Annotated in this window: 17 protein-coding genes; 14 read left to right on the forward strand and 3 right to left on the reverse strand. The window is 66.4% G+C overall.

Translation table 11 applies throughout. The annotated features are described in order from the left end of the window. Positions 1-119: 119 nt before the first annotated feature. Positions 120-1,955, reverse strand: coding sequence for a sigma-54 interaction domain-containing protein (locus DK419_RS15455; protein WP_245443021.1), 1,836 nt, complete (start codon positions 1,953-1,955; stop codon positions 120-122). A gap of 244 nt (positions 1,956-2,199) precedes the next feature. Between DK419_RS15455 and DK419_RS15460 the strand changes: the two genes are divergently transcribed. The 4 genes from DK419_RS15460 to cynS all read left to right on the forward strand — a co-directional run bounded on the left by DK419_RS15460 (position 2,200) and on the right by cynS (position 6,060). Next, the gene (locus DK419_RS15460; protein WP_109959856.1) at positions 2,200-3,570 is read left to right on the forward strand and encodes a CmpA/NrtA family ABC transporter substrate-binding protein; all 1,371 of its coding nucleotides are present in this window, start codon (positions 2,200-2,202) and stop codon (positions 3,568-3,570) included. 3 nt (positions 3,571-3,573) lie between these two features. Beyond that, positions 3,574-4,413 (forward strand): nitrate ABC transporter permease, encoded by an 840-nt coding sequence (gene ntrB / locus DK419_RS15465; protein ID WP_109959857.1) that lies wholly within the window; start codon positions 3,574-3,576, stop codon positions 4,411-4,413. A gap of 11 nt (positions 4,414-4,424) precedes the next feature. Next, complete coding sequence (locus DK419_RS15470) at positions 4,425-5,402, forward strand: ABC transporter ATP-binding protein (protein ID WP_162561243.1); 978 nt, start codon at positions 4,425-4,427, stop codon at positions 5,400-5,402. A gap of 169 nt (positions 5,403-5,571) precedes the next feature. Then, positions 5,572-6,060 (forward strand): cyanase, encoded by a 489-nt coding sequence (gene cynS / locus DK419_RS15475; protein ID WP_109959858.1) that lies wholly within the window; start codon positions 5,572-5,574, stop codon positions 6,058-6,060. Positions 6,061-6,193: 133 nt separating this feature from the next. Here the strand turns inward: cynS and DK419_RS15480 are convergent, their stop codons facing one another. Together DK419_RS15480 and DK419_RS15485 are read right to left on the reverse strand one after the other, a co-directional pair. Beyond that, positions 6,194-7,489 carry a Y-family DNA polymerase gene (locus tag DK419_RS15480; RefSeq protein ID WP_109959859.1) on the reverse strand — a complete coding sequence of 432 codons (1,296 nt, stop codon included), beginning with the start codon at positions 7,487-7,489 and terminating at the stop codon, positions 6,194-6,196. Continuing rightward, the gene (locus tag DK419_RS15485) at positions 7,486-7,950 is read right to left on the reverse strand and encodes a LexA family protein (protein ID WP_208642201.1); all 465 of its coding nucleotides are present in this window, start codon (positions 7,948-7,950) and stop codon (positions 7,486-7,488) included. Before DK419_RS15485 ends, DK419_RS15480 begins: the two co-directional genes overlap by 4 nt. 113 nt (positions 7,951-8,063) lie before the next feature. On the opposite strand from DK419_RS15485, the gene DK419_RS15490 reads away from it, so the two are divergent. The 10 genes from DK419_RS15490 (at position 8,064) to DK419_RS15530 (ending at position 15,964) form a co-directional block, all read left to right on the forward strand. Continuing rightward, positions 8,064-8,318, forward strand: coding sequence for a hypothetical protein (locus DK419_RS15490; protein WP_109959860.1), 255 nt, complete (start codon positions 8,064-8,066; stop codon positions 8,316-8,318). Between the two features lie 218 nt (positions 8,319-8,536). Further along, on the forward strand, positions 8,537-8,698 hold the full coding sequence (locus DK419_RS28640) for a hypothetical protein (RefSeq protein ID WP_162561244.1): 162 nt from the start codon (positions 8,537-8,539) through the stop codon (positions 8,696-8,698). Between the two features lie 272 nt (positions 8,699-8,970). Continuing rightward, on the forward strand, positions 8,971-9,477 hold the full coding sequence (locus DK419_RS15495) for a Ros/MucR family transcriptional regulator (protein WP_109959861.1): 507 nt from the start codon (positions 8,971-8,973) through the stop codon (positions 9,475-9,477). Between the two features lie 463 nt (positions 9,478-9,940). Next, the gene (locus DK419_RS28645) at positions 9,941-10,603 is read left to right on the forward strand and encodes a hypothetical protein (RefSeq protein ID WP_162561245.1); all 663 of its coding nucleotides are present in this window, start codon (positions 9,941-9,943) and stop codon (positions 10,601-10,603) included. A gap of 149 nt (positions 10,604-10,752) precedes the next feature. After that, positions 10,753-11,289 carry a hypothetical protein gene (locus tag DK419_RS15505; protein WP_245442456.1) on the forward strand — a complete coding sequence of 179 codons (537 nt, stop codon included), beginning with the start codon at positions 10,753-10,755 and terminating at the stop codon, positions 11,287-11,289. A gap of 2 nt (positions 11,290-11,291) precedes the next feature. After that, positions 11,292-11,624 (forward strand): HGGxSTG domain-containing protein, encoded by a 333-nt coding sequence (locus DK419_RS29995; RefSeq protein WP_425352586.1) that lies wholly within the window; start codon positions 11,292-11,294, stop codon positions 11,622-11,624. Between the two features lie 205 nt (positions 11,625-11,829). Beyond that, the gene (locus tag DK419_RS15510) at positions 11,830-12,450 is read left to right on the forward strand and encodes a DUF938 domain-containing protein (RefSeq protein ID WP_245442458.1); all 621 of its coding nucleotides are present in this window, start codon (positions 11,830-11,832) and stop codon (positions 12,448-12,450) included. Between the two features lie 1,170 nt (positions 12,451-13,620). After that, on the forward strand, positions 13,621-14,082 hold the full coding sequence (locus tag DK419_RS15520; protein ID WP_109959866.1) for a hypothetical protein: 462 nt from the start codon (positions 13,621-13,623) through the stop codon (positions 14,080-14,082). A gap of 80 nt (positions 14,083-14,162) precedes the next feature. Beyond that, positions 14,163-15,665, forward strand: coding sequence for a tail fiber domain-containing protein (locus DK419_RS15525; RefSeq protein WP_109959867.1), 1,503 nt, complete (start codon positions 14,163-14,165; stop codon positions 15,663-15,665). Further along, entirely contained in the window at positions 15,662-15,964 is a 303-nt protein-coding gene (locus DK419_RS15530) for a hypothetical protein (protein WP_109959868.1), read from the forward strand. Before DK419_RS15525 ends, DK419_RS15530 begins: the two co-directional genes overlap by 4 nt. Positions 15,965-15,974 lie beyond the last annotated feature (10 nt).

Consider the following 15,974-nt stretch of genomic DNA (forward strand, 5'->3'; position numbering starts at 1 on the left):
GCGGCTAGACAAGCCTGTCGCGACGCTCACGCGTCATCACACGGCCGTTGCCGCTCCCGGTCGTGGCTAGGCAATGGGTTCTAGCTGCATGACCCCGGCGGTCTCGGATCGTCCTGCCATTAGGGCTTCTTGATACCGTGGGATTTGATGCGGGATGCAAGCGTCGTAGGGCGAATGCCAAGCAGTTCGGCGGCGCCACCGGGCCCGAACACCTTACCGTCGCACAGGGCCAGCGCCTCGATGATCTCGGCCCGATCGCGGGCGCGCCGCTCCGCCTCGCTGCGCGGAGGATGTCCGGAGGAGGTGCCGGCGTAATCGGGCCGGGCGGCGGCCTCGCTTGGGGCGGACTCCTCCGCCTCCCCCTCGGACAGGTCGAGGCGGAGACGCCCGCGCTGGGCCAGGATGACGCCGCGCTCGATCACGTTCTCCAGTTCGCGCACGTTGCCGGGCCAGCCGTAGCGGATGAGACGGCGAACATCGCCTTCCGTCAGGCGAGGCTCGGGCACACCGAGGCGGTGCGCCGCCCCGGTGAGCATGTGCTGAGCGATGAGGGGGATGTCCTCCGGCCGTTCGCGTAAGGGGGTCGCGCTGATCGGGAAGACGTTGAGGCGGAAGTAGAGATCGCCGCGGAAGCGGCCCTGGCGGACCTCCTCCTTCAGGTCGCGGTTCGTGGCCGCGACGAGGCGCACGTCGACCGCGCGGGTGCGTTCCTCGCCGACGCGTTCGAAAGAGCGCTCCTGGAGCACCCGCAGGAGCTTGCCCTGGAGGTCGAGCGGGATTTCGCCGACCTCGTCGAGGAACAGCGTGCCGCCATCGGCCAGCTCGAAGCGCCCGACGCGGTCGCGCAACGCCCCCGTGAAGGCTCCGCGGGCATGGCCGAAGAACTCGCTCTCGAACAGCTCGCGCGGCACCGCCGCACAGTTCACCCGGATGAGCGGGCGCCCGCGGCGGCGGCTCGCCTCATGGATCGCGCGGGCGATCAGCTCCTTGCCGGTGCCGGACTCGCCGGTGACCAGCACCGTGGCGTCGGTGCCGGCGACGAGATCGATCTGGCGCCGGATCGCCTCGATGGCCGGGCTCTGCCCGATGATGCCTTGGTGATGGCTTCCGGCCCGGATCTCCTCCTTGAGGTAGGCGTTCTCGAGCTCCAGCCGCTCGCGCAGGGATACGACCTCGGCGAGTGCGTGGCGCAGGCGCTCGTCCGCCTCGCGGCGCTGGCTGACGTCGCGAAACACGATCACGGCGCCGACGAGCGCGCCGCGGTCGCGGATCGGGGTCGAGGTGTACTCGACCGGGAACGAGGTGCCGTCGCGGCGCCAGAACACTTCGTCGTCGACCTGATGCACGGCGCCGTCCCGGAAGGCGGCGTAGATCGGGCAGTCCCGGTGCGGATAGTGGCAGCCGTCCGGATGGGTGTGATGCACGGCGGCGTGCATGTCCCGTCCGACGAGGTCGGCGGCGGGCCAGCCCAGCATGCGCTCGGCGGCCGGGTTGACGAAGGTCGTCACCCCCTCGGCATTGACGCCGTAGATGCCCTCGCCCGCGGCGCGCAGGATCAGCTGGTTCTCGTGCTCGATGTCGCGAAAGATCCGCTCCATCCGCTGCCATTCCGAGAGGCCGGCGCGCATGTGGCGGTCGGCCTCTCGGTCGACCTGGCGCTGGCGGCGCTCGTCGAGGTCGAACAGGGTGAAGAGGACGAGCCGGTCCGGCAGGACCGTGCCGACGGTCTCCAGGGTGAGAGACCGCCCAGCCCCGTGCCGGGGCGTGAGCGTGTGGGTCCACCAGCGGCCCTTGGCCTGGACGCCCTGCGTGAACACGATCAGCGCCGCGAGCTGGCCCGGATGCAGCGCGCTCGCCGCCATGCCGCGCAGCGTATCGCGAGTGTGCCCGAGGAGGCGTGAAGCGGCCTCGTTGGCGTCGACGATCCGGTCGGCGTCGGGGTCGAGCACCAGCATGGCCTCGGCGCCGGCCTCGAAGACCGATCCGAAGCCGGCTACGCAACCGCGATCGGCCGTCATCTCCGCAAGGGGGGCGCGCATCACGAGATCTCGTCAGGGCGGCTACGAAATCTCGTTTTACACGAGATCTCGTAATCGCGCATCCTCGAACCAAGTCGCTGATTTATCGAATCTTATTTTTTCGGCCGGCTTGGCACGCGCTTTGCCAATTGTTTCGCGTCCCGAACCCCGCGAGGCGCCGATGGCCCTGTTCGATAACCCCTTCGATGCCAAACGCCGCCTCGCCCGCGGCGGCTGCTCCTGCGGCGCCCATGCGAGCCAAGCCGCCCACGATGCCGCTCACGACGCCGCGCCGACCGGCGAGGCGGCCTTGCAGCGGGCGGTGGATGGCGCGGTGATGCGCGCGCTCTTCCCCCATGACGGCGAACGCCGCGCCTTCCTGCGCAGCGTCGGTGCCGCGACCGCGCTCGCGGCCGTGAGCCAGTTCTTTCCGACCAAGCTCGTCACCGAGGCCTTCGCGCAGGGGGCGAAGCCCGAGAAGACCGACCTGAAGGTCGGCTTCATCCCGATTACCTGCGCCACGCCGATCATCATGGCCAAGCCCATGGGCTTCTACGAGAAGCAGGGCCTGAACGTCGAGGTGGTGAAGACGGCCGGCTGGGCGGTGATCCGCGACAAGACCCTGAACAAGGAATACGACGCCGCCCACATGCTGGCGCCGATGCCGATCGCGATCTCGCTCGGCATCGGCTCCAACCCACAGGCCTACACGATGCCGGCGGTGGAGAACGTCAACGGCCAGGCGATCACCCTGGCGATGAAGCATAAGGACCGGCGCAACCCCAAGGATTGGAAGGGCTTCAAGCTCGCCGTCCCGTTCGACTACTCGATGCACAACTACCTGCTGCGCTACTACCTGGCGGAGGCGGGCGTCGACCCCGACACCGACGTGCAGATCCGCGCCGTGCCGCCGCCCGACATGGTCGCGAACATGCGTGCCGACAACATCGACGGCTTCCTCGCCCCCGACCCGGTGAACCAGCGCGCGGTCTATGACGGCGTCGGCTTCATCCACATCCTGTCGAAGGAGATCTGGGACCGGCACCCGTGCTGCGCCTTCGCGGCCTCGGAGGCCTTCATCAAGGAGATGCCGAACACCTACGCGGCACTCCTGCGGGCGATCATCCAGGCGACCGCCTACGCCTCGAACAAGGACAACCGCAAGGAGATCGCCGCTGCGATCGCTCCGGCGAACTACCTCAACCAGCCGCTGACCGTGGTCGAGCAGGTGCTCACCGGCACCTTCGCGGACGGCTTGGGCCAGGTGCGCCGGGTGCCCGACCGGGTCGATTTCGACGCCTTCCCCTGGCAGTCCTTCGCGGTGTGGATCCTGACCCAGATGAAGCGCTGGGGCCAGCTCAAGGGCGACGTCGACTACGCCGCGGTGGCGCGTCAGGTCTACCTCGCGACCGACGCGGCCCGACTGATGAAGCAGGACGGGTTCACGCCGCCCGAGACCACCACCAAGTCCTTCGTGGTGATGGGTAAGACCTTCGACCCGGCAAAGCCGAGGGAATACCTCGACTCGTTCCCGATCAAGCGGGCTGGCTAAATCATGACACGCTCACTCAACGTTCGAGCCGCTGTCCTCGCGCTGACGCTGCTCGCCGCGATCCTGCTCATCTGGCAGGTCGCGGTGAGCGGGACGGCCAAGACCGAGGCGATGGACCCCGAATACGCTGCCCTGATGGGCGCCACCGCCACCACCGGCAAGTCGGCGATGCCGGGGCCGCTCGACGTCGGCGCGACGATCTGGAAGCACCTGAAGGACCCGTTCTACGACCGGGGCCCGAACGACAAGGGGCTCGGCATCCAGCTCGCCTACTCGATCGGGCGCGTCGCGCTCGGCTACGGGCTCGCGGTGCTGGTCGCGATTCCCGTCGGCTTCCTCATCGGCATGTCGCCGCTGATGAGCCGGGCGCTCGACCCCTACATCCAGATCCTCAAGCCGGTCTCGCCGCTCGCCTGGATGCCGCTCGCCCTCTACACGATCAAGGATTCGGGGCTGTCGGCGATCTTCGTGATCTTCATCTGCTCCTTGTGGCCGATGCTGATCAACACGGTGTTCGGCGTGTCGACCACCCGCAAGGAATGGCTCAACGTCGCCCGCACGCTCGAGGTCGGGCCGGTCCGGCGCGCCTTCACGGTGATCCTGCCGGCCGCCGCCCCGACCATCCTCACCGGCATGCGCATCTCGATCGGCATCGCCTGGCTCGTCATTGTGGCGGCCGAGATGCTCGTGGGCGGCACCGGCATCGGCTACTTCGTCTGGAACGAGTGGAACAACCTCTCGATCACCAACGTGATCACTTCGATCCTGTTGATCGGCCTCGTCGGCATGGTCCTCGACCAGCTGCTCGCCCGCGCTCAGCGCCTCGTCACGTTCCCCGAGTGAGGCGCGAGACCATGAGCAAGCTCCTTCCCTTCATGCGGCGCGGCGTCCCTGCCGTCCCCGACCAGAATGCCGGGACCGGCCGCATGTCCAACTCCGAAAAGTTCATCTCGATCGAGGGGATCGCCCGGCGCTACCCGGCGCCGGGGGGCAAGACCACCACGATCTTCGAGAACCTGTGGCTGCCGATGCGCCGCGGCGAGTTCGTCTGCATGATCGGGCATTCGGGCTGCGGCAAGACCACGGTGCTGAACATCCTGGCCGGGCTCGAGGCGCCGTCCGAGGGTGCGGTGATCGTCGACGGGCAGGCGCTGTCGGGCACCAGCCTCGATCGCGCGGTGATCTTCCAGGGCCACGCCCTGCTGCCCTGGCGTACCGTGCTCGGCAACGTCGCCTACGCGGTGTCGTCACGCTGGCGGAAGGCGCCGAAGGCCGAGATCGAGGCGCGGGCCAGACGCGCCATCGCCACGGTCGGGCTCGCAGGCTCTGAGCACAAGCGGCCTTCCGAACTGTCGGGCGGCATGAAGCAGCGCGTCGGCATCGCCCGCGCCCTGTCGATCGAGCCGAAGATCCTGCTGATGGACGAGCCGTTCTCGGCCCTCGACGCGCTGACCCGCGGCACGCTGCAGGACGAGGTGCGCCGCATCTGCGTGGAGACCGGCCAGACGGTGTTCATGATCACCCACGACGTCGACGAGGCGATCTACCTCGCCGACCGGATCGTCCTGATGACGAACGGGCCGGAGGCGAAGGTCGCGGAGATCGTCGAGAACCCGCTGCCGAAGGACCGCGACCGCACGCAGCTCCACCACGCGCCGGGCTACTACGCGCTCCGCAACCACCTGATCGACTTCCTCGTGTCGCGCTCCAGGACCCTGCGCGACGCGATGCCGGCCGGCTACGACCAGCGCCATCCGCCCGTCATCCGCCCGTCGCTGAGCGAGGCCGATGCCGCCGCGATCGCGGCCGAGCCGCCCTCACGCCGGGCCTGACCCGCGCCACCCGTTCCGGTCCCCGGGCCTGACGCCGCGCCGCCTTGGGCTGCCGGCGCCCGGGACCGTGCCCCGCGGGACGAGGCGGGGGGAGCCGAATCCCCCGCCTCGTCCCGAGCCCCGCCACGCGCCGTCCGCCCGGACGGCTCGAACCCACGGAAGAGACGCCATGAAGCGCGAAGACCTCACCGAGAAGCTGCTCGACATCAAGCGCGAGAAGGGCTGGACCTGGAAGTACATCCAGGAAGAGATCGGCGGCATCTCGCCGATCCTGATCACCGCCGCCTGCATGGGCCAGATGAAGCTGCCGAAGGCCCAGGCCGCCAAGGCCGCCGCCTTGTTCGGCCTCACCCAGGCCGAGGAGCGGATGCTGAACGAGGCGCCCTATCGCGGTTCGATCCCGCAGATGCCCCCGACCGATCCGCTGATCTACCGCTTCTACGAGCTGGTGATGGTCTACGGCACAACCTGGAAAGAGCTGATCCAGGAGGATTTTGGCGATGGCATCATGTCGGCGATCGACTTCAATATGACCATGGAGAGAGAGCCCAATAACAAGGGCGATCGAGTCAAGATGAATCTGTCGGGTAAGTTTTTGCCCTACAAATATTATGGCAATGAAGAAGGTGTGCCAGAATACGGCTTTAAGGAAGGCTGAGACATTGCTGGCTGGCCCTAAATCGGGGCCAGCCAAATATCTTCCTGGTCCTGGGTTAATTGCTCTAATAAATCAGCCGGCTGGCGTGTCATCCACATAATAAATATTCATATAATTATCATATGTATTGCCATTAGACGACTGCGCTCACCATCGGCACCTCGCTTAGTCGCGTCGTAAACTGTGGCGAGCGCATCTCGAACTTTGTCGACCAGGTGCGCTTTTCGACGAGCCCTGCCCGTGCCGGAACCACGGCGCCGCGCCCGAACCGGCTGTTGCAGGCGTCCATGGCCGACATCAGCTTCCCGGACTTCTCCCGGTCGTGCGCATCGAACAGCGGGCGCGGCGCTTCGTTGAGCGGCACGAGGTCGGTCGTCACCAGCCCGGCCTTGCTGTAGCGCCAGGGCGTCGGGCCCTGCTCCTTCCAGGTCTTCGCTACACCGTGGAGGGCGGCCTGGATCAGGTGGCGGCTGTCATTCGTCGCCTCCGGTAGGTGCACCACCGTGGAGACCGACCGCATAGGGTCGCCGCGGTCGTGCTCGCTGGTGTGGTAGAAGACGGTGACGGCCGAGACGGCGAGCCTGTCGCGCCGGAGCTTTTCGCCCAGCCGCGTCGCGTGGGCCGCCACCGCTTGCTCGAGCACCGCCCGCTCGGTGATCCGGCTGGAGAAGCTGCGGGTGACGGCGCAGCCCTTGCGCCGGGCCGGCACGATCTCGAGCGGCAGGCAGGCGCGGCCGCGCAGCTCGTGGATGATGCGCTCGCCCACCACCGTCAGCGAGGCCCGCGCCGGCCGGGGATCGAGGTCGCGCAGGTCCGCCACCGTGTCGACGCCCATGGCCTCCAGGCGGGCGAGCGAGGCGCGCCCGATGCCCCAGACCTCGCCGACCGAGATCCCGACCATCCAGGCGGCGCGCTCTGCTTCGTCGGACAGGTCGCACACGCCCCCGAGTTCCGGGATGCTCTTGGCGATGTGGTTGGCGAGCTTGGCGAGCGTCTTCGTCGGCCCAATCCCGATGCAGGTCGGGAGGCCGGTCCATTGCCGGACGGTCGAGCGGAGATCCCGCGCCAGCGCCACCCGGTCGCGCTCGCGCACGTCGGAGAGGTCGAGGAAGCTCTCGTCGATGGAGTAGATCTCCACGTCGGGCGCGAACTGCCGGTAGACGCTGTTCGCTCGGGCCGACATGTCGCCGTAGAGCGCATAGTTCGAGGAGAACACCCGCACCTTTTGCCGCCGGCACAGGTCGCGGATCTTGAAGTACGGCTCACCCATGCGGATCCCGAGCGCCTTGGCCTCGGCCGTGCGCGCGATGGCGCAGCCATCGTTGTTCGAGAGCACGATCACCGGCGCGCCGGTCAGCTTCGGGTCGAACACGCGCTCGCAGGAACAGTAGAAACTATTGCCGTCGATCAGCGCGATCGCCCGGCTCATCGCTGGACGCTCGCCCGGGCCTTCACGTGGTGCCAGCGCACCGAGAACAGCAGCACGCCCCAAAGCAGGCCTTCCTCCAGGTCCTCCAGGGCGAATTCCTGATCCATCTCCGGGTTGTCGAACGTGAGGGAGAGCCGGTTGCCGGTCATCACCAAACGCTTGAGGCTCATCTCGCCGTTGATCACCGCGACGACGACCGCGCCGGAGACGGGCGACAGCGAGCGGTCGACCACGGCAAGATCCTCGTCGTGGATGCCGGCGCCCTTCATGCACCAGCCGCGGACGCGCCAGATGAAGGTCGCCGGCGGGTTCGGTACCAGCCAGCGCGGCAGCTCCAGGGCGCCCTCGATGAAGTCCTCGGCTGGGCTCGGGAACCCGGCGCAGAGCGTCGGGAGCATGAACGGGATCCGCACGAGCCCGCCGCCGTCCACCGCCTGGTCGCCGACCCGGAAAAGACTCACCCGCTGCCCTCCGCCGTGTAAGAACGAAAATAGAACAAACAGGCCGGAGGTTCCCGGTCAAGGCCGAGCTTCGGGCCTGTGCGGAGCGGGGATGACAGGCTCGGGAGATCGTCATGGGAATGCGGACCACGTTCATGGTGCAGACGTTCGAGATCCACCGGAAGCGGCTGCGACCGGGCAGCCGGGACGTGGCACCAACGGAGAGCGGGGCGCTCAAGCGGGCGGAGGCGATCTCTGGCCGGATGCCGGGAGCTGCGGCCCTGCGTATCGTGGCGGACGACGAGACGGGCGAGCTTGAGAGCGTCGCGATCGTCGGCCAGTTCGGTGAGGTGCCAGAGGACTTCGCCGAGCAGGTGAGCGGCGGGTAGTCGCCCAAAACGCTGCGCCAGCGTTACGAACCTTGATCTGTATGGTCGCGTAAGGTGATGGGTCCGGCGCCCGGCAATGTGGCGAGGGTTCGTGCTAGGCGCCCGAGTGGCCTGGAATACGATTGAAATCATTTGAGCTCAAAGATGCCCAAGGCGGACCACACAGCGGACGCCTCGCCCGGCCATAGCTACGCTCCGATCAATCCAGGGTCTCACCCATGCAGAACCTGCGCGCCGCGTTCCTAACCGCCGTCGGCATCGGCCGGATCACCCTCGCCATGGCCAGCGTCGTGGAGCGTGGTGTGCAGGCGCGCCTTGAGCGCGCGCTGCTGCCCGCGGCTGTCGTCCAGACGGCGAACAGTGTGGCAGGCGCTCGGTAAGGCTCACCATCGCCCCGCCGGTGAATGCAACGCGAGAGCCGCGCGCCGAGGCGTGGCTCTCCTCCCTTGCAGGCTGCCGTAATGCGCGCTGGTCCGGCACTCCTACGCAGTAGAAGTTGAAAATGGATTGTCTGTGAGCGGCGCGTGGTCTGCTGATGTCGCAGATCCACACCCGGTACCCACAACGCTTTATAGGGTGGTTGCTGAATTATATCCTTGACCAAATTCTGAGCGGGCCGCATCATCAGTATGTCGAAAGAATTGGATGACAAATGGAAGACGCAGCCTCCGTCACCTCCCCTCTGATCGAGCTGACGAGCGATATCGTCGGCGCTTACGTCTCGAACAACAACGTCCCGGTAGCCGAGCTGTCCGGCCTGATCGCGTCCGTGCACGCAACTCTGTCAGGTCTCGGCCAGCCGGTTGCGGCGCCGATCGAAGACCACAAGGTCACTGCGGCACAGATCCGGAAGTCGATCACTCCCGACGCAATCACGAGCTTCCTGGACGGCAAGCCGTACAAGAGCCTCAAGCGGCATCTCACGACGCGCGGTATGACGCCAGACGAGTACCGCAAGAAGTTTGGCCTCGGACACGACTATCCGATGGTCGCCGCCTCCTACGCAGCCCAGCGCTCCGAGCTCGCCAAGAGCCTGGGGCTCGGCCAGATCCGGCGCGATCAGGCGGCCGCGCGTAAGGCTGAGGCCGAGGCTAAGCCGACCACGTCTGCGGCCCGCCGTGGCCGGCCTAAGAAGGCCGATGCCGCCGCGGCTGAGTGACGTGGCACCGCTGAACCTATGGCGGTGACAGGATGCCCAGCGCGCCCTGTCGCTTGGTGACACCCTGCTGATCCTAACGGGCGCCGCGATCGTGCTCGCCGGCAGGGGCTTGGTCCGTAGGCGGGTACCTATTCCGGCTAAAGGCCTGCTCGTTTTGATCCCACAACGCCGATTGCATCCGCATAGGCATTCCCATCCTCGTCATCCATAACCCCTACTTATCGCTGACGATGGCTGTCTTGCTGCATATTTCCATCAAGTGGTGGGCGGAACGGCCGCTGGCAGCGTGTTCCGGAGCGTTGTAACTTCATATGAGTGAGGTGCCTTTTTTCATCCTCGCGAGAAGTGCGCCCTCGGGAATAAAAATTCTCTTTTAGCTCGTCGTTTGTTGTCTCCTTTGCTACAATGCAAAGCTGATCCAGACGGTCGAACGCCCTCAAGAAATTCCGGGGATTAGGTTTCGATGACCGACAACACATCATCGGAGCGACAAGCGACCGAAGACGGTCAGGTGATCGTTGCGCCGGACTTGGCGCCGCTCGCATGGCAGCTGATGCAAGCCGCAGAACAGGAATATGGTCCTCTTGAATGGCGAAACGGCTTGATAATCGGCGGTATAGTATTCTGTGGTATCAATGGCAGCGTGAGATTTCTGGAAGAGAAAGCTGCGGCGATAATACTTCTACCGCTTGCGGGTGCAAAATGTATTGATTTGGCCTCCTTCATGCTGGCTCACGAAATCATTCACTGCCTTTATCTCGAACAACCTGCGGTGCCGCCGATGATCGAAGAAGGCGCGGCGGTGCGTTTTAGCATGATAGCGCCCGCCTTCCAGACTCCTGGCTATGCTCATTATCTGCGAGAATGGCACCTGACGGAGCCTGCCGCGGCGAATTATGCTGAAGCGCTACTCGCCGTCGAGCGGCTGCTGGAGATCAACCCGGAGGCGATCCGCGTCTTGAGACGGGAGGACCCCAACTGGCGCGCCATCACGCCCGAGCGCATCCGAGCGGTGGCGCCTGGCGTATCGGACGAGCTGGCCGCCACATTGTGCGAAGTGCGGGTGATGCGGCCGGATGACGAATGCGAACTGGCAGCGCAGCAGGCCTCATCTAGGCACCTCTGAGTGACCACGTGCCGACGCAGCTGAGAGAATTGCCGATGAACCGAAGGAAGTCCGGAGACGATCTCCTCGGCGTAGCCCGCATTAGGGCAGAGGAGAGAGGCGGTCCGTCAGGGATCGCCGATCGGTACGAGGAGGCCGCCCGTGCACCCTTGCCAATCGACACGCATCGCGCTGCCGGCGGCGAGCTGATGCCGGCCGAGGACTTCGCAGAGAACACCCTGCCGGCGATCCTCGACACCTTGGCGAGCCCTGATGCTGTAGCTGCCGATGCCAGCAGGGATCGGCTCGACCTCGCCAAGAATGCCGGCTCCCTGGAGATGGTCCTCGACACGGCCGACAGCATCCAGGCCGCTGACGGGCTCGAACGGATGCTCGCCCACCAGCTCGCGACTGCCCACGTCGCAGCGATGACGGCGGCGGCCCTGATGCAGCAGCAGATGACCGAGGCCAGTCGCTCCCTCGGGGCTGCCCGCCAGGCAGCGTGCGTCGAGGCCGAGCGCATGTCCCGGGCCTTCGTGCGGCTGACGGGCTCGTACCAGGCCGGGATGCAGACCCTACAGCGGATGCGGTCGGGTGGCCGGCAGGTCGTCGTGGTTCAGCACAACCATATCGGAGGCGGCGCGCAGGCTGTGGTGGCCGGTAGCGTGACCGGGGGGCCTCGCTCCCGCAAACGGGTCGGGGGGTAGGGGTGAAATCGGCCGACGCACCCCATGGCCCCAACTGGCGGGCCGCCCTCGACAAGGCACGGCAGGCGCCCCGGTGTGGCGCTCGCACCCGCTCAGGGATCGCCTGTGAGGCCCCCGGGATGCCGAACGGGCGGTGTTACCGGCATGGGGGTGCCAGCACGGGCGCCAAGACCCCTGAGGGCCGGGATAGAGCCGCACGGGCGAACTGGAAGCATGGGCGGTACACTGCCCGGGCCATCGCGCTCCGGCGGATCATCGCGAAGGCAGGGCGGGACCTGGACGAGATGATCCGGGAGGCAGAGGCGGCGATGGATCGGCGGCGCGCAGACCCGTAGAGGCGGCACCCGGTATGCACCCCCTAATGGGGGCGAGGGCTGTATCAAACCCAACGCGTGCGTTCGGGAGATCTGCTAGCCAAGCGTGCCTACGGGGCGACAGACGCGCCGACGCTCCGAGTCCGTGACGTCGAATTGCGACCATCGAACTGACACCTAGACCGCAGGGGAGCCGATGCCAGTCGCACATGATACCGGGGAAGCCATGACCGCCCCGGCGGTCGCGCGCAATCGGGGCGCGATCCTCTCCGTCCTGCGGGAGCATCTGCCGGCCTCGGGCCTCGTGCTGGAGGTCGCCGCCGGCTCGGGCGAGCACGCCGCCTACTTCGCCGCGGCGCTGCCCGGTCTGCGCTGGCAGCCGACTGATCCAGAGCCCCGCGCCCGTGCGAGCATCGCAGCCCACGCGAAGATTGCAGACTTGGCCAACCTCCTTGCCCCTCTCGACCTCGACGCCGCATCGCCCGTCTGGCCGGTAGCGCAGGCGGACGTGGTCGTGGCCATCAACATGGTTCATATCTCGCCCTGGTCGGCGACGCTGGGCTTGCTCGCGGGAGCCGCCCGGGTCCTGCCGGAAGGCGGACTGCTGTACCTCTATGGCCCGTACATGGAGGACGGGCGGCACACCGCCCCGAGCAACGCCGCCTTCGACACGGACCTCCGGGCGCGTGATCCGGCCTGGGGCATCCGGGACGTTCAGGATGTTGAGCAGGCCGCCTCCCCGCACGGACTTCGCCTGGCGCAGCGCATCGCGATGCCCGCCAATAACCTCAGCGTCCTGTTCCGAAAAGCGCCTCCTGGCGCGCGCGAGGGCTACCACCGGGGTTAATGCGGTGTCGTCGTCACGGTCGAGCTGGTAGCGCTCGGGCCCAACCCAGGTGTAGTCCCGGAGCCGGGCGGCCTCAGCCGAGACCGTCACCATAGTCCTGGGGTACGATCCGGTAGCTGGTCCCGCCTATCTTCTGATTCAGCAAGTGGGTCCGGACGCCGGTCTCCAGGATAGCATTTTCACGGATCGGGGCACTCTGGATGGATAGCGAACGCCCGCGCTGGAGCCCGCCCGCGCTTGCCGAGGACGCTTCGCACAAGCCGGCAAGTGCGGAGTGGAGGCACGTTAGTAGCACCACTCAGAGCAGCAGAAGCCCCGCCCATATGTCAGGTTGATATACAAGATTAGCTGCTACGCGCCTCAGGGGTCACAAGTCGGCCCACAAAGTACCCTCGCCGCATCCCCCAAAGTGCCCACAAAGTGCCGGCTCCGTTGGAGTCAAGCTGTTGATTTAATTGATGAATTTCTACTTTTTGGTGTGATCGCTCGAGAGCCCCCCCCAAAGTCCCTCAAAGTGAAATGCCTCCTCCGCGCATGCCGCGCCTAAGGTGCTGATTTATATAATTTTTTGGCCCGTGTATTTCAACCCCAAAGCCCCGCAAAGTCCACCCAAGTACCCTCCCACAAAGTTCCACCCCTATGGGGGAAGGCCGGGCGTGCCGCCGCCCATGGGCTCCGGCCTGCCCCCTCGTGGTTTGGGGTCGCGAGATCCTTAGCCCTTTAACAGCAAGATGGGGTAGATAATACATTGTATTGCGCCGAGACATACAAAGATTTATTTCTAATCAGTATTGACGTGCGAGCCGTTGGAATATATATTTCGGTAATCCTGCCACCCATCGTGATATGAGATGCGGTACAGTTCCTTCTTGTTCTTGAGGGCCGAACCTTCCCTCGCCCCTGATCTGACCGCCGCAGCCCACGCCCTGGGCATGAGCAGGTCCGAGTTCGTGCGCTGCGCCCTGCGGACAGCGATCGAGAACGGTGCGGATATGAAGTCGAATGCACCGCCGAACTTCGCTGTCGAATCTCGGAAGTGCGTGAAGGTGACGAGAGGCGGCTGCGCCACTGCTCTCACGGACGCATCCAAGAAGCGTCGTCGGGTTGGAACCCAAGGGCGAGTCGTTCGGGCTCCGGCGCCCCGAGATCAGGTCGCTTAGGGCGCCCGGGATGGATCTCGCCCCGCCCCCTGCCGCTCTGCTGCGAATGTCGGGTGTCCCGGCCGCCCATGTGGAGGAGGCGTGGCCCCGCCTCGCCGGGATGCTCGGGCCGGTCTTTTCCCGTCCGGAATGCACTCTGAACGCGGACGATCTCCGCGACGCCTGCGCGAGCGGCGCGGCGGATCTGATCGTAGGGCACGACGAGGAAGGGCGCCCCGCGTGCGCCGCTGTCGTGCAGGTCAGGGATTACGCACAGACCGGCCGCAGAACTTGGATCCTCGTGACGGGCGGGCGCCGCTTCGCAGACTGGCCTGCCGTGCTCGGCGTCATCGAGCAGCTGGCCCGGACGGCAGGCGCCAAGACAGTCGAGTTCGAGGGGCGCCCTGGCTGGCAGCGTATCGCTCGCGACTATGACGCCAAGCCCTCCGAGGGCGGCATTCACTACACCAAGCATCTCGGGAGGCCGAATTGAACGGCGGCGGCGGATCTACCACTCAGACGAAGACTGAGAACACATCCCAGGTCAAAAACCCCTGGGAACCCACCTTTCCGATGCTCGGCCAGATCCTGACCGACGCCCAGAACCTCTACAGCGGCGGCTCCGGCCGGGATGTGTACCAGGGCCCGCGCACTGCCGGGCTCGGCAGCACCACGCAATCGGGCCTCGACTACCTCAGCCAGAACGCCACGACGGGGCAGGCTGGTGTCCAGGCCGGCAACGGGCTCATCGGCGACCTGATGACCAACGGCGGCCAGACTGCCGGGACGCAGGCCGCGAGCAACGCCTATTCCGGCATTACGGGCGTGGACACGAGCCCGACGGCGGCGCTTGCGGCTCGCGCGGCCGATCCGAACGGCCTCGCGCAGACGGTCGGCAGCCGACTGGCTGGCGGGAACGTGGTCGGCACCGAGGGCGACTATCGCAACCTGATGGCCGCGAACGCTGGCCCGACGCAGACCCAGACCAGCCTTCAGGACGTGGCGAACGGTAATTACCTCGCCGGCAATCCCTACCTGGACGACATCGTGAACCGCTCGAATGCGTCGGCGGCCTCACGCGTGGCGCAGCAGATGGCGGCTTCCGGCCGCTACGGCTCGGGCGCCATGGGTAACGCCGTGGCCGACGCCGTGTCGGCGAACGAGGGCAACCTTCGGTATCAGGACTACAACACCCAGGCCCAGCGCCAGGCGCAGGCTGCGTCCGCGATCGACAGCGCGAACAACGCCCGCGCCGGCCTCCAACAGGGGCTCATCGGCGCCATCGGCTCCGGACAAGCTCAGAACGCCTCCTTTGCCGCTCAGGGTGCCAATCTTGGCATGGCTGGGGATGCTCAGGCTCTCTCGGCCGCGAACCAGCTTGCCAGCCAGCAGGCGCAGAACGCCTCTATCGCCTCGAACCGCGCCGCGGGCCTTGCCGGCATCGCGACGGGCGATCGCGCAGCGGCTCTGTCCGGCATCTCGGCTATCCCGACCTTGCAGCAGGCGGCGCTCCAGCCCGGTCAGACGCTCGCCCAGGCCGGCGCGATCCAGGATGCCGCCCGGCAGGATCAGATCAACGCTGATCGGGAGTATTTCGACGACACGAACAACGCGCGCTGGAAGCAACTCGGGCTCTATCAGTCGGTGATCCAACCGATTGCTGGATTGGGTGGGTTCGGCAGCGGAACGACCGTCTCGAAGACCGAAACCCCGCAGCCCGGAGTTTTACAGACGCTTCTTGGTGCCGGCCTCACAGGCGCGAGCATCCTCGGTAGGTCGGACAGCAACTCCTTGCTGGCGAAGGGCATCCCCATGGCGATGACTGCCCTTTCGGACGAGCGCGCAAAGGAGAACGTCGAGCCTGTCGGCAAGCTAAAAGATGGTCAGACCGTCTATGCCTACAACTATGCTGGTAGCCCTCAGACCTTGATTGGCCTCCTGGCGCAGGACGTGGCCGAGCACGAGCCCGATGCTGTCGTGCGGCGACCGGATGGGCTCTTGGCGGTCGATTATCACAAGGCGACGCGTCGCGCCGCGCAGGAGGAGCCGCGCCGCCGCGCGGGTGGCCGGCGATGATCGCGCAGCCCGAGTTTGCCGTGCCGCACGGCGACGTGATCGGCCCCAATCGCGACGTGCTGGCCGCAGAGCGAGAGGCGCACCGGCTGGCCGCCATCGATCTCCTGCGGGGCCTGCAAGCGGCCTGCGATCTGTTCGCCGCGGCCCTCCCGCCTCCGACCGCGGACCGGGGCGGGCAGTCCTTGGAGGCACAAGCGGCGATGCTGGTTGCGATGGACGATTACAACCGGGCGGATGCTGCCGTGCGAACAGTTCTGACGAGCTACGGCGCCCTCCTCGACGTGCAGGGCGTGGCCTGATGCTTAGCCT

The organism is Methylobacterium terrae, assembly GCF_003173755.1.
Lineage (GTDB): Bacteria > Pseudomonadota > Alphaproteobacteria > Rhizobiales > Beijerinckiaceae > Methylobacterium > Methylobacterium terrae.

Bases quoted from the DNA above. Each gene is read 5' to 3' on its own strand.
- DK419_RS15455 (WP_245443021.1), bottom strand. From the start codon at position 1,955: ATGCTGGTGCTCGACCCCGACGCCGACCGGATCGTCGACGCCAACGAG.
- DK419_RS15460 (WP_109959856.1), top strand. From the start codon at position 2,200: ATGGCCCTGTTCGATAACCCCTTCGATGCCAAACGCCGCCTCGCCCGC.
- ntrB (WP_109959857.1), top strand. From the start codon at position 3,574: ATGACACGCTCACTCAACGTTCGAGCCGCTGTCCTCGCGCTGACGCTG.
- DK419_RS15470 (WP_162561243.1), top strand. From the start codon at position 4,425: ATGAGCAAGCTCCTTCCCTTCATGCGGCGCGGCGTCCCTGCCGTCCCC.
- cynS (WP_109959858.1), top strand. From the start codon at position 5,572: ATGAAGCGCGAAGACCTCACCGAGAAGCTGCTCGACATCAAGCGCGAG.
- DK419_RS15480 (WP_109959859.1), bottom strand. From the start codon at position 7,489: ATGAGCCGGGCGATCGCGCTGATCGACGGCAATAGTTTCTACTGTTCC.
- DK419_RS15490 (WP_109959860.1), top strand. From the start codon at position 8,064: ATGGGAATGCGGACCACGTTCATGGTGCAGACGTTCGAGATCCACCGG.
- DK419_RS28640 (WP_162561244.1), top strand. From the start codon at position 8,537: ATGCAGAACCTGCGCGCCGCGTTCCTAACCGCCGTCGGCATCGGCCGG.
- DK419_RS15495 (WP_109959861.1), top strand. From the start codon at position 8,971: ATGGAAGACGCAGCCTCCGTCACCTCCCCTCTGATCGAGCTGACGAGC.
- DK419_RS28645 (WP_162561245.1), top strand. From the start codon at position 9,941: ATGACCGACAACACATCATCGGAGCGACAAGCGACCGAAGACGGTCAG.
- DK419_RS15510 (WP_245442458.1), top strand. From the start codon at position 11,830: ATGACCGCCCCGGCGGTCGCGCGCAATCGGGGCGCGATCCTCTCCGTC.
- DK419_RS15520 (WP_109959866.1), top strand. From the start codon at position 13,621: ATGGATCTCGCCCCGCCCCCTGCCGCTCTGCTGCGAATGTCGGGTGTC.
- DK419_RS15525 (WP_109959867.1), top strand. From the start codon at position 14,163: ATGCTCGGCCAGATCCTGACCGACGCCCAGAACCTCTACAGCGGCGGC.
- DK419_RS15530 (WP_109959868.1), top strand. From the start codon at position 15,662: ATGATCGCGCAGCCCGAGTTTGCCGTGCCGCACGGCGACGTGATCGGC.